Raw genomic sequence first — 21584 nt, forward strand, 5'->3', positions numbered from 1 at the left:
CAGGGCATGCAGCCTCCCCTTCCTTCTCCCGCGGCCGCCGGCCGGGCCAGCGCAGCCATCGTCCAACTCGCCGACGTGCAAGGGGCCACTGGGCCCGGCACGCCGGCTGCCGAACAGGCGGACGAGCTGCTGGCCCGCGCCCGCGCCTTTGCCGCGCCCCTGCTGAGCGGCCAGGTCTTCGACACCGGCGAAGCCGCGCTGGACCATGCCGACGGCGTGGCCGGGCTGCTGCTCGGCCTGGGGGCCGCACCCGGCGTGGCCGCCGCGGCTTATCTGGTCTATGCCGGCGAGTACCTGACCCGGCCCGAGGAAGTCGTCGCCAAGACCTTCGGGCCGGGCTATGCCGGCCTGGTCAGCCACACCCGCAAGCTGGTGCAGTTGCAGCGCAGCGCGCGCGACGCGCTGGCCGATGCCCGCGAAAGCAGCAGCGCGCCGCACCGCGCGGCGCAGATCGAACGCGTGCGCAAGATGCTGCTGGCCTTCTCGCGCGATCTGCGGGTGGTGCTGCTGCGCCTGGCCTCGCGGCTTCAGACCCTGCGCCACTACGCCGCCAGCAGGCAGCCCTGCCCGCGCGCCCTGGCCGAGGAGACGGCCCAGGTCTTCGCGCCGCTGGCCAACCGCCTGGGCCTGTGGCAACTGAAGTGGGAGCTGGAGGACCTGGCTTTCCGCTTCCTGCAGCCCGAGGCCTACCAGCACATCGCCCGCCTGCTCGATGCCAAGCGCGGCGAGCGCGAGGCGGGCGTCGAGACCGTCCGCGCCTGCCTGGCCGAGGCCCTGGCCGCCAGCGGCGTGCAGGCCGAGGTGCAGGGCCGGCCCAAGCACCTCTACAGCATCTGGAAAAAGATGCAGGGCAAGCGCCTGCCGATCGACCGCATCTTCGACTTGCAGGCGCTGCGGGTGATCGTGCCGAGCGTGCGCGACTGCTATGCCGCGCTGAGCCGCGTGCACGAGCTGTGGCAGCCGCTGCCCGAGGAGTTCGACGACTACATCGCGCGGCCCAAGCCCAACGGCTACCGCTCGCTGCACACCGTGGTGCTGGACCCGGCCGACGGCCTGCGGCCGATCGAAGTGCAGATCCGCACCCGCGAAATGCACGATCAAGCCGAGAGCGGCCTGGCTGCGCACTGGGCCTACAAGGAGGCGGGCACCCGCGGTTATGCCGGCGTGCAGGCCGACGACAGCCTGCAGGCCCCGCTGGCCCAGGCCCGCAAGGCCGTGCTGCACCAGTTGCTGGCCTGGGAACGCGAGCTGGCCGCGCCCGCGCCGGACGCCAGCGGCGCCGAGGCCGCCACCGTGCCGGACCGCTGGTTCGACGAGCGCATCTTCGTCTTCACCCCGCAGGCCGAGATCGTCGAGCTGCCGGCCGGCGCCACCGCCATCGACCTGGCCTACACCCTGCACACCGAGCTGGGCCACCGCTGCCGCGGCGCCAAGGTCGACGGCGTGATGGTGCCGCTGGTCACGCCGCTGCAGAGCGGCCAGACGGTGGAGATCATCGCAAGCAAGGACGGCGGCCCCTCGCTGGACTGGCTGAATCCCGAGCTGGGCTACCTGGCCAGCCCGCGCGCGCGGGCCAAGGTGCGCGCCTGGTTCAATGCCATCGCCCAGGCCCAGACCATCGCCCGCGGCCGCGACACCGTCGAGAAGCTGCTGCAGCGCGAGGGCCGCACGACCGTCAAGCTCGACGAGCTGGCCGCGCAGCTCGGCTTCCGCGATGCCCAGGCCCTGTTCGAGGGCGTCGGCAAGGACGAGTTTCCGCTGCGCCCGATCGAGCTGGCCCTGCGCCCCACCGAACCCGCGCCCGACGCCGACGCGCTGCTGGCCCAGCGCCTGGCGCGCGGCGCCAGCGAGGCGGCCGTCGAGGGCGGCGGCGTGCTGGTCGTCGGCATCGCCTCGCTGCTGACCACCCTGGCGCGCTGCTGCAAGCCGGCGCCACCCGACCGGATCGGCGGCTACGTGACCCGCGGCAAGGGCGTGGCCGTGCACCGCGAGGGCTGCAGCAACTTCCGGCAGATGAAGCAGCGCGCGCCCGAGCGGGTCATCCCCGTGACCTGGGGCAAGCCAGGCTCAGGCGATGAGGCTGCGGTCTACCCGGTCGATGTCTTCGTTCAGGCGCATGACCGGCCAGGCCTGCTGCGCGACATCACCGAGGTCTTCGCGAAGGAGAAGACGAATGTCGTCGGCGCCTCGACCCACAGCAACAAGGGGGTCGCGGCGATGACTTTCACCGTCGAGGTGGGCGATGCCGCGCGGCTCGACGGCACGCTGCTGCAGGTGCGGCAGATCGCCGGCGTGACGGTGGCGCGACGGGCCTGAGGGCAGGCGCCTGGAATGCTGCTATAGTTGTTGGCTTGCAGGCGCGTAGCTCAGCTGGTTAGAGCACCACCTTGACATGGTGGGGGTCGTTGGTTCGAGTCCAATCGCGCCTACCAACACTGCATGGCGAGAGCCCGGTTCCGGAAGGAACCGGGCTTTTTGCTTTGCGGGGTGCGCGCTGCTTCGGACGGATCCGGGCGCGAGGTGGGGCAAATCCCTTGTCGCCAGGCCTGCGCCGCGACCGGGCAGCTCACCAGTCCGGCCGGAAGGCCCATTCGCGCAGGGTCGCGACATCGACCACGCCCTGCCAGGGCCGACCGTCGATGTGGCCGCGGCCGGGGTCGCCGGGCTCGCCGAGCTGGTCCAGCTCGGCCCAGGCGCCGGAGAAATCCTCGCCCTCGGTGTAGAGCGCGCGGGTGACGATGCAGCGCAGGCCGGCCGCCCGCGCAGCGGACAAGCCGAGGTGCGAATCCTCCAGCGCCATCACCTGGTTGGCCTCCAGGCCCAGGTGCTCCAGGGCATGCAGGTAGATGTCGGGCGCGGGCTTCTTGCGCGGCACCATGTCGCCGGCGCTGAGCTGCTCGATCCAGCCCGGCGCCTCGGGGCCGATGGTCAGCCGCAGCAGGGTCTCGACATTGGCCGGCACCGTGGTGCTGGCGATCGCGATGCGCATGCCGACCCGGTGGGCTTCACGCAGCAGCCGCGCAATGCCCGGCCGCAGGCGCACATGGCCCAGGGCGACGCGGTCGGCATAGCGCCGGGTCTTCTCCTGGTGCACGGGGCGCAGGGCCTCGCGCATGGCCGCGATCGCCTCGGGCCGCGGTGCCTGGGGCTGCAGGCTGGCCCACCAGGCAAGCATGCGCTCCATGCCGCCAGTCACGCCGAGCAGGTGGGCGTAGGTGGCATCGTCCCAGTGCCAATCGAGGCCGCAGACGGCGAAGGCCTCGTTGAAGGCGACGCGGTGACCGTCGCGCTCGGTCTCCGCCAGGGTGCCGTCGACATCGAAGATCAGCGCGGCCAGCGGCGGACGCGGGATGGGGCGAAAGCGCATCGGAAGGTGCCCCGCCTAGATGCGGCGCTTGAGGTCCATCAGCCGCAGCACCATGGGCGTGAAGATGAGCTGCATCGCCAGGCCCATCTTGCCGCCGGGCACGACGATGTTGTTGGGCCGGCTCATCCAGCTGTTCTGCAGCATGGACAGCAGGTAGGGGAAGTCGATGCCCTTGGGGTCGGCGAAGCGGATCACCACCATGCTCTCGTCGGCGCTGGGAATGTCCGCGGCGATGAAGGGATTGGAGGTGTCGACCGTGGGCACGCGCTGGAAGTTGACATGCGTGCGGCTGAACTGCGGGCAGATGTGATGCACGTAGTCCGGCATGCGACGCAGGATGGTGTCGGTGATCGCCTCGCGCGAGTAGCCACGCAAGGTGCCGTCACGATGCAGCTTCTGGATCCACTCCAGGTTGATGATGGGCACGACGCCGATCAGCAGGTCCACATGCTGGGCGATGTCGGCATCCGGCCCGACATAGCCGCCGTGCAGGCCCTCGTAGAACAGCAGGTCGCTGCCCGGCGTGATCGGCCGCCAGGGCGTGAAGGTGCCGGGCGGCGCGCCGTGGATCTCGGCCTCGTCCTCGTCGTGCACATAGTTGCGGATCTCGCCCTGGCCGCTGCGGCCGTAGTCGGCAAAGCAGGCGGCGAGCCGGGGCAGCAAGTTGGCATCCGGCCCGAAGTGCGAGAGGTAATGCTCGCCCTCGGCCTCGGACGCGCGAACCGCCTCGCGCATGGCGGCGCGGTCGTGGCGGTGGAAGGCATCGCCTTCGACGATTTGCGCCTGCACGCCCTCGCGCCGGAAGATGTGCGCGAAGCTGTTCATCACGGTGGTGGTGCCCGCCCCGGAGGAGCCGGTGACCGCGATGATGGGATGGCGACGAGACATTTCGAGGATGGGTGGATCGGATCAGGGCTGGCGGCCGAAGCCGCGGGACGAACCGCGCCGGACCTCGGCACGGTAGAGCGAGCGCTGGTTGAAGAGCGGGCTGACGTAGGCCTCGTCGGTCCCGCTGTCATGCTCGGCGTGGTAGCGCTCGATGCGCTCGATCTCATCGCGTGAGCCCAGGATCACGGGCACCCGGGCATGCAGGGCCTTGGGCTCGACCTCAAGCACCCGGCCGCGGCCGGTGGATGCCAGCCCGCCCGCCTGCTCGATCAGCAGGGCCACGGGGTTCACGCCGCAGAGCTGGTGCAGGGGCAGGGTGTCCTGCGGAAGCGCCTCGTCGACCGGGGCATCGGGATCGGCCCGCATGCGCGGCACCATGAACACGCCACCGACGGTGAGCACGCGGTGCACCGCGGCCACGGTGCTGTCGATCCAGCGCAGCGAGAAGTCGCGGCCGCGCTCGCCCGCGCGGCCGGCCTTGCACTCGCGCACGTAGCGGCGCAGGGGCGGCTCCCAGAAGCGTTCGTGGCTGGTGTCGATCGCGCATTCGCCGCCTTCGGCCGGGATGCGCAGGTCCGGATGGGTCAGGATGAAATTGCCGACCTCGCGGTCCAGCGTGAAGCCGTGGGTGCCGCGGCCCACCGTCAGCACCAGCATGGTCGCCGGACCGTAGAGGGCATAGCCGGCCGCAAGCTGCTGCACGCCGGCCTGCTGGAAAGAGGTCGGCTCGGGCGGGGCCCCACCCGCATGGCGCAGCACCGAGAAAAGGGTGCCGACTGCGGCATTGCCCAGCCGGTCGCGTGAATCCTCGAGCGCCTCGAAGAGCAGCAGGAAGGGGCCGCGCTGGTACTGCGGCGGCAGGGTGTAGGGCGCCTCCAGGGCCGGCGCGGCCATGCCGGCGACGAGGCCGCCCCATTCGCAAGCCTGCAACAGGGTCTGGCGGGCCTGGTCGGACGGGTCGATCGGGGCCACGGCAGCCCCCGGCGCAGCCAGGCCCTGCGAACCCAGCGCACCCTTGCCCACCATGGCTGCGATGGCCTTGACGGCGGCAGCGACGTCGACGAGCAGGGCGCCGAGGTCCGAGTCCCCACTGCCACCGCGCAGTTCCTCGATCAGGAACTTCGACAGCGTGGTGCGGCCCAGGTACATGCGCGGTCTCCTCCTCGCGGGCACCGATGCGGCCCGACGGCGTCTAGCGTAACGGATGCGGGACACCGGGCGGTGGACCGCCGGGCCGGGATGCGCCTGCATCCACGCCCGGCCGATCGGAAGAAAACGTGCCTGGACCACGGCCCGGCGGGGGTGACCCGACGGTCGTGCTGGCAGGGATCCAATGAAGTCGTGGTGGGTGACCAGCGACGGGACCCGCAACCAAGTTCCTCACGGCACGACCGGATGGTCCTTGCCGAGGCTTGCAGCTCCCTCCCGACACCGGGGAGTGCAAGGCGACCGCGGGCGATTGCCGAAGCCGGAACAGGCACAAAAACTGGCGCCGGATCGTTCCACTTCCGGCATGACGCAACCATATGTCCGCGGAAGGCTTAGGTACAGTCAGAAGAAGTGCACGGTCACTTAAGAGCGACTGACCGGTACACCTTCTGAAGCGCCATCGGCGTCTTCCTGCCGGCCGAGCTGCCGGCCCCCCCGAGCCCGAGCCCTGTACCGATGCGCAACGTCACCCTCCGCCAGCTGCGCTGCTTTGCGGCCGCTTCGCGGCTGGGCAGCTTCGCCAAGGCCGCTGAAGAGCTGCACCTGACCCCGCCCGCGGTGTCCATGCAGATCAAGGAGCTGGAAGGTCAGGTCGGCCTGCCGCTCTTCGACCGCTCGGGCCGCAGCGTCTCGCTGACGGTGACCGGCGAATACCTGCTGGTCCATGCGCGCAAGATCCTCGCGACGCTCAAGGACGCCGAAGACACCGTGGCGCGCTTCCGCGGCCTGCGCTCGGGCCGGCTGGTGATCGGCATGGTCAGCACCGCCGAATACTTCCTGCCGAAACTGCTTGCACGCTTCCGCAGCGAGCATCCCGAAATCGACATCCGCCTGCTCGTCGGCAACCGCGAGACCCTGGTGGCCGCGCTCAACGACAACGAATGCGATCTGGCCGTGATGGGCCGCCCGCCCAAGGAGCTGGCCACCCGCGCCGAGCCCTTCGCCGTGCATCCGCTGGTGGTGGCCTGCCCGGTGGACCATGCCCTGCTGGCCCACGGCCGCCTGCCGCCGGTGGCCCTGGCCAACCAGGGCTTCATCGTGCGCGAGCCCGGCTCGGGCACGCGTGCGGCCATGGAGCAGTTCTTCGACGACGTCCGCATCAGCCCCTCGGTGGTGATGGAGATGTCGAGCAACGAGACCATCAAGCAGGCCGTGATGGCCGGCATGGGCCTGGGCTTCCTGTCCCTGCACACCATCGGCCTGGAGCTGCGCAGCAAGCGCATCGCGGTGCTGGACATCGAGGGCCTGCCGCTGGTGCGGCGCTGGCATGTGGTCCACACCCTGGCCAAGACCATGTCGCCGCTGGCCGAGGCCTTCCGCTACTTCATCCTCGAACACGGCGAGGCGCACCTCGCCCGCGAGTTCGGCGATTTCGCCGCCGAGCAAGCCGCCCGCCAGCGGGCCCAGCAGCTCGGCTGAGGCCGGCGGCACCGCGGGGCGCCGCCCCGCGAAGGCTCAGCGCAGCGTCGGCAGGCCGCGCATCGCCTCGACCACCGCCCCACCGGCCGCCGCGCCGAAGCGGCGCGCAAAGCGCTCGGCCAGGTTTTCCTTGGGCGTGTAGTCGATGATTTCCTCGGCGCCGATCACCTCGCGGGCGAGCTGGTCCAGGCTGCCGATGCGGTCGACCAAGCCCTGTTCCAGGGCCGACTGGCCGTTCCAGAACAGGCCGCTGAAGGTGTCGGGCGTGATCTTCAGCCGCTCGCCCCGGCCGGCCTTGACCGCCTCGATGAACTGCTGGTGGATCTGGTCCAGCGTGGCCAGCGCGTAGGCGCGGTGGGCCTCGCTCATCGGCGTGAAGGGATCGAGGAAGCCCTTGTTGGCCCCGGCCGTCAGCAGGCGGCGCTCGACGCCGAGCTTGTCCATCACGCCGGTGTAGCCGAAGCCGTCCATCAACACGCCGATGGAGCCGACCAGCGAGGCCTTGTCGACGACGACCTCGTCGGCCGCCGCCGCGATGTAGTAAGCGGCCGAGGCACACAGCTCCTCGCAGACGGCGTAGAGCTTCTTGTCGTGCAGCTTGCGCAGGCGCTGGATCTCGTCATAGACCAGGCCCGCCTGCACCGGGCTGCCGCCGGGCGAGTTGATGCGCATGACCACCGCGCGGGCGCCCCGGTCCTCGAAGGCGCTACGCAGGGCCGCATTGATGCCGTCGGCCGTCGCCTCGCCCTCGGCATCGATCACGCCGCGTACCTCGACCAGGGCCGTATGCGGGCCGCTGGGCGCGGCGCTGCGGCGGGCATCGGCCAGGGTGCCGAGCAGGACGGCCGTGGCCAGCAGCAGCCACAGCAGGCGCCAGATCGTGCGCCAGCGGCGCTCGCGCTTGCGATCGGCCAGCCAGACGCGGGCCATCTCGTCGAAGGGCGAAGCCGCCGACCCGGGCGGGGTCGGGGAGGGGGAGGAGGCGTCGTCAGCTTGCATGGCCGGAGGGTCTCGAAGGGGTGTCGGGATTGTCGTCGTCAGGGGCCGGGGCGGCATGCGGCGGGCCGTAGACCCAACCGCCGGTTTCCATCACGTCCACCGGCTGCAAGCGGCCGCGACCGCAGGGCCCGCCCAGGCAGCGGCCGCTGTGCGGCTCGTAGGCGGCGCCGTGCAGGGCACAGACGAGTTCGCGGCCCTCGGCATCCCAGAAGGCGCCGGGGGTCCAGTCCAGCTCGGCCGGCTGGTGCGCGCAGCGGTTCAGGTAGGCGCGCAGCACGCCGTCGACCCGCAGCACGAAGGCGGCTTGCGGCAGGCCGTCGGCAAGAAGCAGCTCGAAACGCTGGGCCTTGCCGCGCTCTGGCAGCTCGTCGCTTCGACACAGAGGCTTGCCGCGAGAGTGCACGCTCACTTGAACAGCCTCAGGCCTGCTCGCGCAGCCACTGGCTGAGGGCCTGCATCGTGGGCAGCACGGCCAGCGGCGACAGGGCGCGCAGTTGCTCCGGCGGATGGGCGCCATAGCCCACGGCCAGGGCGGCGGTGCCGGCATTGGCCGCGAGCTGCAGGTCGTGGCTGGTGTCGCCGACCATCAAGGTGTGCTCGGCACGCACACCGCAGTGCTCGATCAGCTCCAGCAGCATGCGCGGATGCGGCTTGCTCTGGGTCTCGTCGGCGGTGCGGCTGGCCTCGAAGTAATGGCCGAGCCGGCGGTCGGCCGGCGCGCCCTGGCCGGGCGGCAGGGCCAGCACCTCGTCCAGGCCGCGGCGCGACTTGCCGGTGGCAATCGCCAGGCGATGGCCACGCGCGCGCAGGCCGTCGAGCATGTCGATCGTGCCGGGGAAGAGGCTCAGGCCGTGCTGCTGGGCCAGGTAGTGCACCCGGTAGGCGGCCACCAGTTCGGGAATCTGCGCGGCCGGCAGGCCGGGGGCGACCTGGCGCAGGGCCTCGTGCAGGCCCAGGCCGATCACATGGCTGGCGGCCTCGGGGCTGGGCACCGGCTGGCCGACGTCGGCGCAGGCCGCGCGCAGGGCCTGGACGATCAGCGCGGTGGAGTCGTAGAGCGTGCCGTCCCAGTCGAAGACGATCAGCTCGAAGCGGCGCGGGGCGGGGCTCATGCGGCCTCCGGCCGGTCGGCGGCGGGCGGCAGCGCGGCGAGCAGGGCGGCGCAGGCGGGCGGCAGCGGGGCCTCCAGATTCAGGGTCTCGCCTTGGACCGGGTGGGTGAAGCTCAGGCGTCGGGCGTGGAGGAACATGCGTTCGAAACGGAGGGCGACGCCGGGCTGCTCGCCCCGCGCCAGGGCCTTGTTGAGGGCGAAATCGCCGTACTTGTCGTCGCCGACGATGGGGTGGCCGGCGCTGGCCAGGTGCACGCGGATCTGGTGGGTGCGGCCGGTCTTGAGGGTCACGTCGAGCAGGGTGTAGCCGGCAAAGCGTTGCATCACCCGCACCAGGGTGATCGAGCGCTTGCCCCCGGGATCCTCCGGCGTGGTGGCGCGCACGCGGCGCTCGCCCTCGCCGTCCAGGTATTTGTGCAGCGGCACGTCGATCACCTTCAGCCGCGCCGGCCAGTCGCCCTGCACCAGGGCGGCGTAGGTCTTGCCGGTCTCGCGCTGGCGAAGCTGCTCTTGCAGCAGGGCCAGGGCCTGGCGCTTCTTGGCGACGATGAGCAGGCCGGAGGTCTCCTTGTCGAGCCGGTGCACCAGTTCCAGCATCGCGGCGCCGGGCCGGGCGCGGCGCAATTGCTCGATCACGCCGAAGCTCACGCCGCTGCCGCCGTGCACGGCCACGCCGGCCGGCTTGTCGATCACCAGCAGGGCCTCGTCCTCATGCACGACCGGGAACTCGCGCGGCGGGGCCGGGGCCTCGCCGGCCGCCTCGCCGCGCTGGGCCACCCGCACCGGCGGCAGCCGCACGCTGTCGCCGCGGGCCAGCCGGGTGTCGGCCGAGGCGCGGCCCTTGTTCACCCGCACCTCGCCGCTGCGGATGATGCGGTAGACATGGGTCTTGGGCACGCCCTTGAGGGTACGGATGAGGAAGTTGTCGAGCCGCTGGCCGTCGCCCGCCTCGCCCACCTCGACCCACTGCACCGCAGGCTCCGGCGCGGCGGTGCGCGGGGCGGCCGGGGCCTGCGCCCGGGGCGCGGGCGGGGCGGAGGACGCCCCGCGCGACACCGTATTCAGCGGCTTCGAACGGGCGCTGCGGCCACCTATAATCCGTCGGTCCACAAGCGCGCCGTAAGTGTTTGATTCGCCTGAGTTTACCGGCGCTCGCGCCGCGCCCCGGACACCGCGCCACCGCTGGTGGCGCCACTTTGAGGTGATGCAACGCTGCGTCGGCCCGGTCAGACCGTCTCCCAAAGCGAACGGTGGATCCGGTGCCGCAGCGGCAGAACCGATGCCCAGACCCTCCGAAACAAGGTTTCCCGGCGGCAGCCGCGCCGCCCCGGCCCACCCGGCCGGTTGCATGCGGCTGCCGCCCGCGTCCCGCCCCCGAACCGGATCCATCCGGATGAAGTCGACCCACCCCCTCCTCGCGCCTGCCCGCCGCCCTGCCCCGCCCCGTGCGGCGCGGGGCGCCGGCATTGCGTCGCGCCGGGATGCGGGCCGACCCGACGCCGCCGAGCCGCACCGCGTGCCCGGCCGCGCATCCTGATCCCACCGCCCCGGGGCGACGCTCGTGCCAACGCGATCCGGTCGGGCCTTGCGGCCCGCCGGCTCGTCCAGGGCGATTCCTTCCGGCGTCTGACGTCGTTTCGTGCATCGACGGGCCTGCCCCTGTCCGCATTCCGCGGACAGGACCGGCAGGCCGCCCACCCCGTTCCGCCTGCTTCGGCAGCGGCCGGGGCCGAGTCGGCCGCCCCCCGAGGGCGGTCGGGAGATGTCAGATGAAACGCATGCTGATCAATGCCACGCAGCCGGAAGAGCGGCGCCTGGCCATCGTCGACGGGCAGAAGCTGCTCGACTTCGAAACCGAGATCGAAGGGCGCGAACAGCGCAAGGGCAACATCTACAAGGCCGTCGTCACCCGCGTCGAGCCTTCGCTGGAAGCCTGCTTCGTCGACTACGGCGAGGACCGCCACGGCTTCCTGCCCTTCAAGGAAATCGCGCGCAGCTATTTCAAGGAAGGCGTCGAGGCCAAGAACGCCCGCATCCAGGACGTGATCAAGGAGGGCCAGTCCCTCGTCGTCCAGGTCGAGAAGGAAGAGCGCGGCAACAAGGGCGCCGCGCTGACCACCTTCGTCAGCCTGGCCGGCCGCTACCTGGTGCTGATGCCCAACAACCCGCGCGGCGGCGGCGTCAGCCGGCGCATCGAGGGCGAGCAGCGCGAGGAGCTCAAGGAGAACCTCGAACAGCTCGATTACCCCAAGGGCATGAGCCTGATCGCCCGCACCGCCGGCATCGGCCGCACGGCCGACGAGCTGCAGTGGGACCTGAACTACCTGCTCAAGCTCTGGACGGCGATCGACGATGCCACCGGCGGCAAGGGCGCCTTCCTGATCTACCAGGAAAGCTCGCTCGTCATCCGCGCGATCCGCGACTACTTCACCGCGGACATCGGCGAGATCCTGATCGACACCGACGACATCTACGAGCAGGCCAAGCAGTTCATGCTGCACGTGATGCCGGACACCGCGCATCGCGTCAAGCGCTACCGCGATGACGCGCCGCTGTTCAGCCGCTTCCAGATCGAGCACCAGATCGAGACGGCCTTCAGCCGCACCGTCAACCTGCCCAGCGGCGGCGCCATCGTCATCGACCACACCGAGGCCCTGGTCTCGGTCGACGTGAACTCGGCCCGCTCGACCCGGGGCACCGACATCGAGGAAACCGCGACGCGGACCAACCTCGAAGCCGCCGACGAGATCGCCCGCCAGGCCCGCCTGCGCGACCTGGGCGGCCTGATCGTCGTGGACTTCATCGACATGGAGGAGTCCAAGAACCGCCGCGAGGTCGAGACCCGCCTGCGCGATGCGCTGCGCAACGACCGCGCCCGCGTGCAGTTCAGCCCCATCAGCAAGTTCGGCCTGCTGGAGATGAGCCGCCAGCGCCTGCGCCCCGCGCTGAGCGAAGGCAGCCACATCACCTGCCCGCGCTGCAACGGCACCGGCCACATCCGCGACACCGAATCCTCGGCGCTCCAGATCCTGCGCATCATCCAGGAAGAGGCCCTGAAGGAAGGCACCGCCGCCGTCCATGTGCAGGTGCCGGTTGAGGTGACCAGCTTCCTGCTCAACGAGAAGCGCACCGAGATCACCAAGATCGAGCTGAAGCAGCGCACCACCGTGCTGCTGGTGCCCAACAAGCACCTGGAGACGCCGAACTACAAGCTCGAACGCCTGCGCCACGACGATCCGCGCCTGGAGAACTTGCAGGCCAGCTACACCATGATCGAGGAGCCGGAGGACGAAGTCTCGATCAGCCGGCGCGAGAAGACCAAGGCCAAGCAGGAGCCGGTGCTCAAGGGCGTGCTGCCCGACCAGCCGGCGCCGGTCGCGGCGCCCGCGCCGGCCCCGGTGGCGTTTGTTGCCCCCGCCCCGGCGCCCGCGCCGATCGTGGCGGCTGCGGCGGCTCCGGCCGTGGTGGCAGCCGCTTCGGGCGGCGGCTTCTTCGGCTGGCTCAAGCGCCTCTTCGGCGCCCCGGCGGCCACGCCGGACGCCGCCCCGGCTGCCGCGCCGGCCCCGGTCGGCAGCCCGGCCCCCGCCAAGCCGGCTGACGGTCGCGAAGGCCGCGAGGGCCGCAACGGCGACCGCCGCGGCGGTCGCGAGGGTCGCAATGGCGAGCGCGCGGGTGAGCGTGGTGAACGTAGCGAACGGGGTGAACGGGGCGATCGTCCGGAGCGCGGCGAGCGTCCCGAACGCGGCGAGCGCCCGGACCGGGCCGAACGCGGCGAAGCCCGCGGCGGCCGCCCGCGCGGCCCGCGCAGCGAAGCCGAGGGCAGCGCGCAAGCCGCGCCCGAGGCCCGCTCGGGCGAAGACCGCCGCCCGCCGCGTGGTGAGCGCCCGGAACGGGGCGAACGTGGCGAGCGCGGTGAGCGTGCCGAGCGCAGTGAGCGTGCCGAACGCGGCGAGCGCCGCAGCGAAACCGCCGCCCCGGTCGAGGCCCTGCAGGACGGCAGCCCCGTCGCGCTGGACATGCTGAGCGCCGTCGGACCCGCCGCCGAAGGCGCCGACGCCGCCGCCCAGGCCGAGGCCAGCGAGCGCAACGGCCGCCGTCGCCGTCGCGGCGGCCGCGGCCGTGGCGAACGCAGCGAACGTCCGGAAGGCAGCGAGGACAGCCCGATCACCGAAGGCGCCGAAGCCGCGCTGGACGGCCAGCCGGCCGAAGCCGCGCAAGACGATGCCGGCCCGCAAGCGGGTGGCGAGGCCGAGGGCAGCGAATCCGGCGAAGCCCGCCGCCCGCGCCGCGGGGGCCGTGGCCGCCGCCGCGACGGTGAAGGCCGCCCCGAAGGTGATCGTCCGGCCGAAGCCGGCAGCGACGGCGCCGTCGATCGCGCGGAAGCTGCCGAAACCGCCGACACCGCGGCACCGGCGCAAGCCGCCTCGCCGGCCCCCGCTGCCGGCGCCTGGTGGGACGATCGCGGCAGCGCCTCGGCCGAGCCGGCTGCGTCGCCGGCCGCTAAAGAAGCGCGCATCCCGGCTGCGGAGCCGGTCCCCGCGCCGATCGAAGCGCCCGAGCCCGCGCCCCTGGCCGAGCCGGTACCGGTCCAGGCGGCTGCTGCGCCCGCCGCTGCCCCGGTCGAGGCCGTCGCCGAAGCGCCCGCCGCAGTGGCTGCGCCGGTCGCCCAGGCCGCACCCGCCCCGGCGGCCCCCGCCCTGCCCCGCTACACGCTGCCCATCGAGCAACTCGAAGGCGTGGCCCGCGGGGCTGGCCTGGAATGGGTGCAGTCCGACGCGGCCAAGATCGCCGAGGTGCAAGCCGCCATCGCCGCCACCCCGGCGCCGGTGCATGTGCCGCGCGAGCCCAAGCCGCCGGTCCTGCTGGACGAAGGTCCGCTGGTCCTGGTCGAGACCCGCAAGGACCTCGGCGAGCTCAAGCTGCCCTTCGAAAGCTGATCCGCTGCCGCCGCCGCCCCGCGGCGGCCCGCTCGCTCCAAGGCCCCGCTTGCGGGGCCTTGTTCTTTGGGGGGACAGGTTCCGGCGCGAAATCCCGCGCCGGGCAAAGGCAGGGGGTGGGCCGCATCATCGTGGCACCCATCCACTCCCGGCCCCGCCACCCCTGCCATGCAACGTCGCCACCTTCTTGCCGCCGGCCTGTCGGCCGCCGCCGCCTCCCCGCTGGCCTGGCTCGCAGCCCCGGGCGCCTGGGCCCAGGCGGCGGCCGAGCTGGGCACGCCCAGCCTGCCCACGCCCGGCTTCCGCCGCATGAAGGTGGGCGAGGCCGAGGTGATCGCCCTCAACGACGGCATCGCCCGCCGCCCCCTGGGCGAGGAGTTCGTGAAGAACGCGCCCCTGGCCGAAGTGCGCGAACTGCTGGCCCGCCAGGGCCTGCCGACCGGGCACATCGACATCCCCTTCACCGCCTTCCTGGTGAACAGCGGCGGCCGCCGCATCCTGCTGGACACCGGCTTCGGCGAGCACGGCGGCCCGAGCACCGGCCGCCTGCTCGGCCACCTGGCCGCCGCGGGCTTCCAGCCCGGCGACATCGACACCGTGCTGATCAGCCACTACCACGGCGACCACATCCAGGGCCTGCGCCGCAAGGACGGCAGCCTCGTCTACCCGCGCGCCCAGGTGCTGGTGCCCGAGCCCGAGCACGCCTTCTGGATGGACGAGGCGGCGATGAACGCCCGGCCCGAGGCCCAGCGCGGCGGCTTCCAGGTCGCGCGGCGCGTCTTCTCCGACCTGCCGGCCGGGCAGCTCCAGCGCTTCACGCCCGGCAGCGAGCTGGCGCCGGGCCTGCGCTCGGTCGCCGCCTTCGGCCACACCCCGGGCCACACCCTGTTCGAGTTGCAGTCCGCCGGCCAGACCTTCGTCTACGTGGCCGACCTCACCAATGTGCCGGCGCTCTTCGCCCGCAACCCCGACTGGGCCGTCAGCTTCGACATGGACGCCGAGGCCGCACGCCGCGTGCGGCGTGCCACCCTGCAGCGCGTGGTTGAAAGCCGGGCCCTGGTCGGCGGCTACCACTTCCCCTTCCCGGCCTTTGGCCGCATCGTCGCCCAAGGCGAGGGCTATGCCTTCCAGCCGGCCTGAGCCCCGCGCGGCCGGCCGCCGCCGCCTGCTGCGCGCCGGCCTGGCCGCCGGCGGCGGCGCCTGGCTGGCCGGGCTGCCGCTGCGCGCCGCAGCGCTCGGGCCGGACGAGCTGGCGGCCCGGCTGCGCGAAGGCGGCGTGGTCATCGCCTTCCGCCATGCGCTCGCGCCCGGCACCTTCGATCCGCCCGGCTTCACCCTGGACGACTGCCGCAGCCAGCGCAATCTCTCGGACGCCGGCCGCGCCCAGGCCCGCCAGATCGGCGCCTGGTTCGAAGCCCGCGGCCTGCGCCCGGCGCGCGTGCGCAGCAGCCCCTGGTGCCGCTGCCTGGACACCGCCCGGCTCGCCTTCGGCATGGCCGAAGCCTGGCCCGCACTCGGCTCGCCCTACGGCGCCCGCGAAAGCAGCAACGCCGAAAACCTGGCCGCCCTGCGCCAGGCCCTGGCCGAAGCCCGCCAGCAGCCCGGCCGCTTCGAAGCCTGGGTGACCCACATGTTCGTGCTGTCCGACCTGGGCCTGGGCGGCGCCAGCTCGGGCGAAGGCCTGCTGCTGCGCGCGCAGCCCTCGGGGGCAGTGGAACTGCTGGGGCGGCTGGCGCCGCCGCCCTGAACACACGCATGAGAGCCTGCGGAGGCGCGCGCTCGGCACCTCCAGGCAGCGGGCGCCATCCTGCGAGTGAAGAAATGGGGGGGCATCAGGTCGTCGGCCAGGTGCAATGTGCGGAGGGATCGAGCCAACTGAACACGCGGTTACGGGTCGCTCGTACCACCAGCGTTCGGCTTGGCCGAGCACTGCACTGAGAGACGCAAAGCAAGGGCAACATCGAGCGCTTACGTACCTGCACCTGACATCCGCGACCGGGCAGCATGAAAGCTAGATGAACTACTCGTTACATCAGTTTCCGCAGCAACACGCAACACTTTTTCGCTTCAGCCTCACGAAGGACCTGCGGACCATGAGAAATCCCAGCCTGGAGTTCTCATGCCCTCTTTCACCCCTCCATCCCTTACCCGCCGGTCATCGGCTGTGCTCGGAATCTTGGTCAGCCTTGCACTGGGCGAAGCCCGGGCCGAAGACGCACGGCTGCGGGCCCTCGAGCAGCGCTTGCATGACTTAGAGCATGCCCTTGCTGAGGCCAGGGCCTCCGCAGAGCAAATCCGAGCTGCCGCCCATGCCGTTCCCACCGTTCCAAGCGTGCCAAAGGCGCCCGGACCGTCATCCTCATTAGTTAAGCCAACCCCAGATGGCGGCTTCGCTCTGGTCGATGCAGAGCGCGGGAACGAACTGCGCTTCAGCGCCATGGTCCAGCTCGACAGCCGGTTGTTCCTGGAGGGCGAGACTGCCACCGGATCCAAGCTGGAGGACGGCTTCCTGCTGCGCCGGATCCGCCCCACCCTTTCCGGCCAGTTCGCTGGGTTGGGCTTTCGGATCGCGCCGGAACTCAGCGGCAACGGGACCGGGGCAAACGTAGCCCTGCTCGATGCTTTCGTCGACATACCGACCGGCCGGACCGGTTTTCTGCGCGTAGGGAAGCAGAAGAGCGCGATTAGCCTGGATCGGCTGCGGGTTGCCACAGCTCTGCCCCTGGTGGAGCGGGGCTTGGCCAATGAACTGGCCCCTAATCGCGATCTTGGTCTGGCTTGGTATGGCCAAGCGTTCAGTGGCGGGGCGCAGTTTGTACTGGGCCTGTTCAACGGCGCCGCCGACGGTCGGGATGTCGCTCTGCGCGATGACGGCGGCAAGGAGGTCCATGCGCGGGTGTTCTTCGAGCCTTTCCGCAACGAGTCGAGCCTACTCAACGGCCTCGGGTTCGGGGTGAGTGCCACGGCCGGGCGCAAGCGCTCCGAAGGCCCCGGCGCCGCTGCGTCTGCCAGCCTTCCCCGCTACCGTTCAGCAGCGCAAGAAGAGTTCTTCGCATACAGCAGCGGGGTAGTTGCTGACGGGCATCACCGACGGCTCTTCCCCCAGCTGAGCTATTTCCACAGAAATGCTGGATTTGTTGCGGAGCTGGGCGTATCGGAGCAGGTGCTTCAACGCGAAAGTCAGACCCGGCGACTGCGTCACACAGCGTATGACGTCACCCTGTCCTGGGTGCCAACCGGGCAACCCATCACCTTTCGTGGCGTGCAGCTTACGGGGAGCGAATCCGCTTTGGAGCTCGGGCTCCGTGCCTCAGGGCTACGCATCGACCCGAGGGCATTTGAGGGCGGTCTAACTCGCTTTGCCAGCCCGGACGTCGCGGCTCGGCGTGCGCAGAACCTAGGCCTAGGACTGAGTTGGCACGTTAATCGCCAAGTCAAATGGTCGCTCGACGTCAATCGCACCCGCTATCAAGGTGGGGCGCCTGGTGGCGCCGACCGACAGACCGAGGACGTGGTGATGGGTCGCTTCCAGCTCGTCTACTAGCCAAGCTGTGCTGTTGTAAAGCGGGCGTAGACGGGACGGCCTAAGTTGCTCGACTAGGTTGGTTTGGCGAGACGCTCGGTAGCGGCAGGTTCCCGGGTGCCTTCATGCCAAAGGCTCATGAGCTGAGGCACAAACCACGCTTGGTGCGCCGGGTCGGCCTTCCTACAGTGAAGCCTTCTCAGGTTTCATCCCCCCGCACCATGAGCATCAGCGCCATCAACGTCCGCAACCAGTTCCGCGGCCGCATCCGGGAGATCCTGGAAGGCCCGGTCGTTTCCGAGATCGATGTCGAGACTCCGGCAGGCCTAGTGGTGACCTCGGTCATTACCACCCGCTCGGTCCGCGACCTCGGCCTGACCGTCGGCAAGGAGGTGATCGCCCTGGTCAAGTCGACCGAGGTCTCGATCGCTGCGCTCTGAAATGCCCAGCCTGCGTCATCCACCGCGCCGCCAGGTGCGGCTGCTGGTCGTGCCGGGGCTGCGTAACAGCGGTCCGGGGCACTGGCAGAGCTGGCTGGAGCGGCAGCAGCGCGGGGCGCGTCGGGTGGTGCAGGACGACTGGAGCACACCCGACCTCAATCGCTGGAGCGCCCGCATCGAGACCACCCTGCGCGCTGAACCGGAAAGTCTGTGGCTCGCGGTTGCGCACAGCTTCGGTTGCGTGGCCCTGGCACGTCACCTGGTCGACGACCCGGATTCCCCGATCGTCGCGGCCATGATGGTGGCGCCGGCCTCACCAGCACGCTTCGGCCTTGAACAGGCCGTGCCCGAGGCCGCACTGCCACTGCCCAGCGTGCTGGTCGGCAGCGAGAACGACCCCTGGATGAGCCTGGAGGGTGCCCGCAGCCTGGCTCGTCGCTGGGGCGCGCACTGGGTCTCCCTGGGGCTCGCGGGGCACATCAATGCCGAATCCGGCCATGCCACCTTGCCCCTCGCCAGCGCCTGGGTCCGGGCGATGCGCCAGCAGCTTGCCCGCGAGCAGCGCCCCGAACTGGCCGACTGGCGCGAGTGGTCCTTCGCGGTGTAGACCGGCATGAAGGCAGCGGCCTTCATGCACCGACCGCATAAACATGCGCTCAAGACTTCGTTCCCGCATGCCAAAGCCGTCCCTAGCATCCGTGCACCTACTCCCAACCTGTCTTCCTCGCATGCAATCCCTTCCCTCCCTGTCCCGCGCCCTGCGTCGCGCCCTGATCGGCCTGTCCGTCGGTCTGCTGGCCGCCACCGCCTTCGCCAAGGACATCACCCTGCTGAATGTGTCCTACGACCCGACGCGCGAGCTCTACGTCGACTTCAACAAGGCCTTCGCAGCCCACTGGAAGGCCAAGACCGGCGACACCGTCACCATCAAGCAGTCGCACGGCGGCTCGGGCAAGCAGGCCCGCTCGGTGATCGACGGCCTGGAGGCCGATGTGGTCACCCTGGCCCTGGCCTATGACGTGGACGAACTGCATGCCAAGGCCCAGCTCATCCCTGCCGACTGGCAGAAGCGACTGAAGCACAACAGTGCGCCCTACACCTCGACCATCGTGTTCCTGGTGCGCAAGGGCAACCCCAAGGGCATCAAGGACTGGGACGACTTGGTCAAGCCCGGCGTGGCCGTCATCACCCCCAACCCCAAGACCTCCGGCGGCGCGCGCTGGAACTACCTGGCGGCATGGGGCTATGCGCTGAAGAAGTTCGGCGGCGACGAGAAGAAGGCGCAGGCCTTCGTGGGCCAGATCCTGGCCAACGTCCCGGTGCTCGACAGCGGCGCACGCGGTTCGCTTGTCACCTTCACCGAGCGGGGTGTCGGCGACGTCTTCCTTTCGTGGGAGAACGAAGCCTTCCTCGCCACCAAGGAACTGGGCCCGGACAAGTTCGAGGTCGTCGTGCCCAGCCTGTCCATCCTGGCCGAGCCGCCGGTCACCGTGGTCGACAAGGTGGTCGACAAGAAGGGCACCCGCGAAGTCGCCACCGCCTACCTCGAGTTCCTCTACTCGCCGGTGGGCCAGGATCTGGCCGGCCAGAACTACTACCGTCCGATCGATGCGAAGGCTGCCGCCAAGTACGCCAAGCAGTTCACCAAGGTGACGCTCTTCACCATCGACGAAGTCTTCGGCGGCTGGGCCAAGGCGCAGAAGACGCACTTCGCCGACGGTGGAACCTTTGATCAGGTCTACACCAAGAAGTGAGGCCGGCCATGCCCGGACGCATCCCCATGGCGGGCAGGCGGGCCGTCCTCGGCCTGCTGCTGGCCCTGCCCCTGGCCGCCGCGCAAGCGGCCGATATCAGCCTGCTCAACGTCAGCTACGACGTCTCGCGCGAGTTCTACAAGGACTACAACGCCGCCTTCGCCGCCCACTGGCAGAAGACGAGCGGCGAGGTGCTGACGCTCAAGCAGTCGCACGGTGGCAGCAGCAAGCAGGCGCGCAGCGTGGCCGAGGGCCTGGAGGCCGATGTCATCACGATGAACCAGGCCAATGACATCGACATCCTGCACGACCGCGGTGGCCTGATCCCGGCGGACTGGGCCAAGCGCCTGCCGAACAACAGTGCGCCGACGACCTCGGTCTCGGTGATCCTGGTGCGCAAGGGCAATCCGCTGAAGATCCTGGACTGGACGGACCTGGGCCGCAGTGGGGTCTCGGTGATCATTCCGAATCCCAAGACCTCGGGCAACGGCCGCTACACCTACCTGGCCGCCTGGGGTGCGGCGCTGAAGAACGGCGTGTCGCCGGCGGCGGCGCAGGCCCTGGCCGAGCGCATCTTCCGCAATGTGCCGGTACTCGACGGCGGCGGACGGGGTGCGACGACGACCTTCGCGCAGCGCAAGATCGGCGATGCGCTGGTGACCTTCGAGAGCGAGGTGCCGCTGATCCAGCGCGAGTTCGGCGACGACTTCGACGTGATCTACCCGCGGTGGACCGTGCTGGCCGAGAACCCGGTGTCGGTGGTGGACAAGGTCGTCGACAAGCGTGGCACCCGCAAGCAGGCCGAGGCCTATCTGCGCCATCTGTGGTCGCCCGAGGGCCAGACGATCGCCGCGAAGCATGCGCTGCGCCCGCGCGATCCGAAGGTGCTGGCCGCGTACGCCAAGGCCTTCCCCAAGGTGGGCACCTTCACGATCGACGAGGTCTTCGGCGGCTGGAAGAAGGCGCAGAAGGACCACTTCGACGACGGGGGCCTGTACGACCAGGTGATCCTGCGCGCCAAGCAGAAGTGAGTCCCGGATGATCTTCTCGCGCACCCTGCTCAAGCGTCACACCGTGCTGCCGGGCTTCGACCTGGCGCTGGGCTTCACCGTGCTCTACCTGAGCTTCATCGTGCTGATTCCGCTGAGCGCGGCCTTCCTGAAGACCGCGACCATGACCTGGCCGGCCTTCTGGGACACGGTCAGCTCGCCGCGGGTGGTGGCGTCCTACAAGCTGACCTTCGGCGCCTCGCTGGCGGGGGCGCTGCTCAATGCCTTCTTCGGCCTGATCGTGGCCTGGGTGCTGGTGCGCTACGAGTTCCCGCTCAAGCGCATCGTCGATGCGCTGGTGGACCTGCCCTTCGCGCTGCCGACCGCGGTGGCCGGCATCGCGCTGACGGCGCTGTATGCCGAGAACGGCTGGATCGGCCAGTGGCTGCCTTTCAAGGTCAGCTTCACGCCGCTGGGGGTGTTCGTGGCCCTGACCTTCATCGGCCTGCCCTTCGTCGTGCGCACGCTGCAGCCGGTGCTGGAGGACTTGAGCCGCGAGCTGGAGGAGGCGGCCGCCACGCTGGGTGCGAGCCGCTGGCAGACCTTCCGCCACGTGATCTTCCCCATCCTGTCGCCGGCCCTTCTCACCGGCTTCGCGCTGGCCTTCGCCCGCGCCCTGGGGGAGTACGGCAGCGTGATCTTCATCGCCGGCAACATGCCGATGGTCAGCGAGATCACACCCCTGCTGATCATCACCAAGCTGGAGCAGTATGACTACGCCGGCGCCACGGCCATCGCGGTGGTGATGCTGGTCACCGCCTTCACGCTGCTGCTGGCCATCAACGGCCTGCAGGCCTGGACCCGCGCCCGCCAGGGTCGCTGACGGCCTTTCCCAGAGCGGCTCCGGCCGCTTCCTCTCCAGCGGACGACGTCTGCAGCCCGGCCGAG

Annotated in this window: 18 protein-coding genes and 1 tRNA gene; 12 read left to right on the forward strand and 7 right to left on the reverse strand. The window is 70.6% G+C overall.

Annotated features, from left to right (window positions below; all coding sequences use genetic code 11):
• Positions 1 to 6: 6 nt before the first annotated feature.
• Positions 7 to 2316: a RelA/SpoT family protein gene (locus JI742_RS12125; protein WP_201827230.1), complete on the forward strand. Its 2310-nt coding sequence runs from the start codon at positions 7 to 9 to the stop codon at positions 2314 to 2316.
• A gap of 39 nt (positions 2317 to 2355) precedes the next feature.
• A tRNA-Val gene (locus tag JI742_RS12130) sits at positions 2356 to 2432 on the forward strand.
• Positions 2433 to 2566: 134 nt separating this feature from the next.
• On the opposite strand, the gene JI742_RS12135 is transcribed toward JI742_RS12130, so the two are convergent.
• From JI742_RS12135 to JI742_RS12145, 3 genes are read right to left on the reverse strand one after another with little or no spacing between them, the layout of a single operon-like run.
• A complete protein-coding gene (locus JI742_RS12135) occupies positions 2567 to 3367 on the reverse strand; it encodes an HAD-IA family hydrolase (RefSeq protein ID WP_236677021.1) in 801 nt (266 codons plus the stop codon).
• A 15-nt stretch (positions 3368 to 3382) separates the two neighbouring features.
• Positions 3383 to 4255 carry a phosphoribulokinase gene (locus JI742_RS12140; protein ID WP_201827232.1) on the reverse strand — a complete coding sequence of 291 codons (873 nt, stop codon included), beginning with the start codon at positions 4253 to 4255 and terminating at the stop codon, positions 3383 to 3385.
• Positions 4256 to 4276: 21 nt separating this feature from the next.
• Positions 4277 to 5404, reverse strand: a complete 1128-nt coding sequence (locus tag JI742_RS12145) for a class 1 fructose-bisphosphatase (protein WP_201827233.1) — start codon at positions 5402 to 5404, stop codon at positions 4277 to 4279.
• A 516-nt stretch (positions 5405 to 5920) separates the two neighbouring features.
• Between JI742_RS12145 and JI742_RS12150 the strand changes: the two genes are divergently transcribed.
• Complete coding sequence (locus tag JI742_RS12150) at positions 5921 to 6883, forward strand: LysR family transcriptional regulator (RefSeq protein ID WP_201827235.1); 963 nt, start codon at positions 5921 to 5923, stop codon at positions 6881 to 6883.
• A gap of 36 nt (positions 6884 to 6919) precedes the next feature.
• Here JI742_RS12150 and JI742_RS12155 read toward each other — a convergent pair whose 3' ends face one another.
• The 4 genes from JI742_RS12155 to JI742_RS12170 are packed head-to-tail and all read right to left on the reverse strand — an operon-like array spanning position 6920 to position 9965.
• A complete protein-coding gene (locus tag JI742_RS12155; RefSeq protein ID WP_201827237.1) occupies positions 6920 to 7882 on the reverse strand; it encodes a S49 family peptidase in 963 nt (320 codons plus the stop codon).
• Positions 7872 to 8291, reverse strand: a complete 420-nt coding sequence (locus tag JI742_RS12160) for a Rieske (2Fe-2S) protein (RefSeq protein ID WP_350309677.1) — start codon at positions 8289 to 8291, stop codon at positions 7872 to 7874. The genes JI742_RS12155 and JI742_RS12160 overlap by 11 nt, the downstream gene beginning before the upstream one ends.
• 10 nt (positions 8292 to 8301) lie before the next feature.
• Positions 8302 to 8994: an HAD-IA family hydrolase gene (locus JI742_RS12165; protein ID WP_201827241.1), complete on the reverse strand. Its 693-nt coding sequence runs from the start codon at positions 8992 to 8994 to the stop codon at positions 8302 to 8304.
• Positions 8991 to 9965 (reverse strand): RluA family pseudouridine synthase, encoded by a 975-nt coding sequence (locus tag JI742_RS12170; protein ID WP_350309678.1) that lies wholly within the window; start codon positions 9963 to 9965, stop codon positions 8991 to 8993. Before JI742_RS12170 ends, JI742_RS12165 begins: the two co-directional genes overlap by 4 nt.
• Before the next feature lie 797 nt (positions 9966 to 10762).
• Between JI742_RS12170 and JI742_RS12175 the strand changes: the two genes are divergently transcribed.
• The 9 genes from JI742_RS12175 to cysT all read left to right on the forward strand — a co-directional run bounded on the left by JI742_RS12175 (position 10763) and on the right by cysT (position 21519).
• Positions 10763 to 13930, forward strand: a complete 3168-nt coding sequence (locus JI742_RS12175) for an Rne/Rng family ribonuclease (protein WP_201827245.1) — start codon at positions 10763 to 10765, stop codon at positions 13928 to 13930.
• A 168-nt stretch (positions 13931 to 14098) separates the two neighbouring features.
• Complete coding sequence (locus JI742_RS12180) at positions 14099 to 15070, forward strand: MBL fold metallo-hydrolase (protein WP_201827247.1); 972 nt, start codon at positions 14099 to 14101, stop codon at positions 15068 to 15070.
• Entirely contained in the window at positions 15051 to 15677 is a 627-nt protein-coding gene (locus tag JI742_RS12185; protein ID WP_201827249.1) for a histidine phosphatase family protein, read from the forward strand. The genes JI742_RS12180 and JI742_RS12185 overlap by 20 nt, the downstream gene beginning before the upstream one ends.
• A gap of 372 nt (positions 15678 to 16049) precedes the next feature.
• The gene (locus tag JI742_RS12190) at positions 16050 to 17474 is read left to right on the forward strand and encodes an OprO/OprP family phosphate-selective porin (protein ID WP_201827251.1); all 1425 of its coding nucleotides are present in this window, start codon (positions 16050 to 16052) and stop codon (positions 17472 to 17474) included.
• 200 nt (positions 17475 to 17674) lie between these two features.
• Positions 17675 to 17893, forward strand: a complete 219-nt coding sequence (locus JI742_RS12195) for a TOBE domain-containing protein (protein WP_201827253.1) — start codon at positions 17675 to 17677, stop codon at positions 17891 to 17893.
• 1 nt (position 17894) lies between these two features.
• Positions 17895 to 18500, forward strand: coding sequence for an RBBP9/YdeN family alpha/beta hydrolase (locus JI742_RS12200; protein WP_201827255.1), 606 nt, complete (start codon positions 17895 to 17897; stop codon positions 18498 to 18500).
• A gap of 121 nt (positions 18501 to 18621) precedes the next feature.
• Positions 18622 to 19647, forward strand: a complete 1026-nt coding sequence (locus tag JI742_RS12205; protein ID WP_286184250.1) for a sulfate ABC transporter substrate-binding protein — start codon at positions 18622 to 18624, stop codon at positions 19645 to 19647.
• 8 nt (positions 19648 to 19655) lie between these two features.
• Entirely contained in the window at positions 19656 to 20678 is a 1023-nt protein-coding gene (locus JI742_RS12210; RefSeq protein WP_286184251.1) for a sulfate ABC transporter substrate-binding protein, read from the forward strand.
• A gap of 7 nt (positions 20679 to 20685) precedes the next feature.
• A complete protein-coding gene (gene cysT / locus JI742_RS12215) occupies positions 20686 to 21519 on the forward strand; it encodes a sulfate ABC transporter permease subunit CysT (RefSeq protein WP_182665149.1) in 834 nt (277 codons plus the stop codon).
• Positions 21520 to 21584 lie beyond the last annotated feature (65 nt).

This window comes from Piscinibacter lacus (assembly GCF_016735685.1).
GTDB lineage: Bacteria > Pseudomonadota > Gammaproteobacteria > Burkholderiales > Burkholderiaceae_C > Aquariibacter > Aquariibacter lacus.

Bases quoted from the DNA above. Each gene is read 5' to 3' on its own strand.
- JI742_RS12195 (WP_201827253.1), top strand. From the start codon at position 17,675: ATGAGCATCAGCGCCATCAACGTCCGCAACCAGTTCCGCGGCCGCATC.
- cysT (WP_182665149.1), top strand. From the start codon at position 20,686: ATGATCTTCTCGCGCACCCTGCTCAAGCGTCACACCGTGCTGCCGGGC.
- JI742_RS12135 (WP_236677021.1), bottom strand. From the start codon at position 3,367: ATGCGCTTTCGCCCCATCCCGCGTCCGCCGCTGGCCGCGCTGATCTTC.
- JI742_RS12185 (WP_201827249.1), top strand. From the start codon at position 15,051: ATGCCTTCCAGCCGGCCTGAGCCCCGCGCGGCCGGCCGCCGCCGCCTG.
- JI742_RS12205 (WP_286184250.1), top strand. From the start codon at position 18,622: ATGCAATCCCTTCCCTCCCTGTCCCGCGCCCTGCGTCGCGCCCTGATC.
- JI742_RS12190 (WP_201827251.1), top strand. From the start codon at position 16,050: ATGCCCTCTTTCACCCCTCCATCCCTTACCCGCCGGTCATCGGCTGTG.
- JI742_RS12125 (WP_201827230.1), top strand. From the start codon at position 7: ATGCAGCCTCCCCTTCCTTCTCCCGCGGCCGCCGGCCGGGCCAGCGCA.
- JI742_RS12155 (WP_201827237.1), bottom strand. From the start codon at position 7,882: ATGCAAGCTGACGACGCCTCCTCCCCCTCCCCGACCCCGCCCGGGTCG.
- JI742_RS12210 (WP_286184251.1), top strand. From the start codon at position 19,656: ATGCCCGGACGCATCCCCATGGCGGGCAGGCGGGCCGTCCTCGGCCTG.
- JI742_RS12140 (WP_201827232.1), bottom strand. From the start codon at position 4,255: ATGTCTCGTCGCCATCCCATCATCGCGGTCACCGGCTCCTCCGGGGCG.
- JI742_RS12150 (WP_201827235.1), top strand. From the start codon at position 5,921: ATGCGCAACGTCACCCTCCGCCAGCTGCGCTGCTTTGCGGCCGCTTCG.
- JI742_RS12175 (WP_201827245.1), top strand. From the start codon at position 10,763: ATGAAACGCATGCTGATCAATGCCACGCAGCCGGAAGAGCGGCGCCTG.
- JI742_RS12165 (WP_201827241.1), bottom strand. From the start codon at position 8,994: ATGAGCCCCGCCCCGCGCCGCTTCGAGCTGATCGTCTTCGACTGGGAC.
- JI742_RS12200 (WP_201827255.1), top strand. From the start codon at position 17,895: ATGCCCAGCCTGCGTCATCCACCGCGCCGCCAGGTGCGGCTGCTGGTC.
- JI742_RS12180 (WP_201827247.1), top strand. From the start codon at position 14,099: ATGCAACGTCGCCACCTTCTTGCCGCCGGCCTGTCGGCCGCCGCCGCC.
- JI742_RS12145 (WP_201827233.1), bottom strand. From the start codon at position 5,404: ATGTACCTGGGCCGCACCACGCTGTCGAAGTTCCTGATCGAGGAACTG.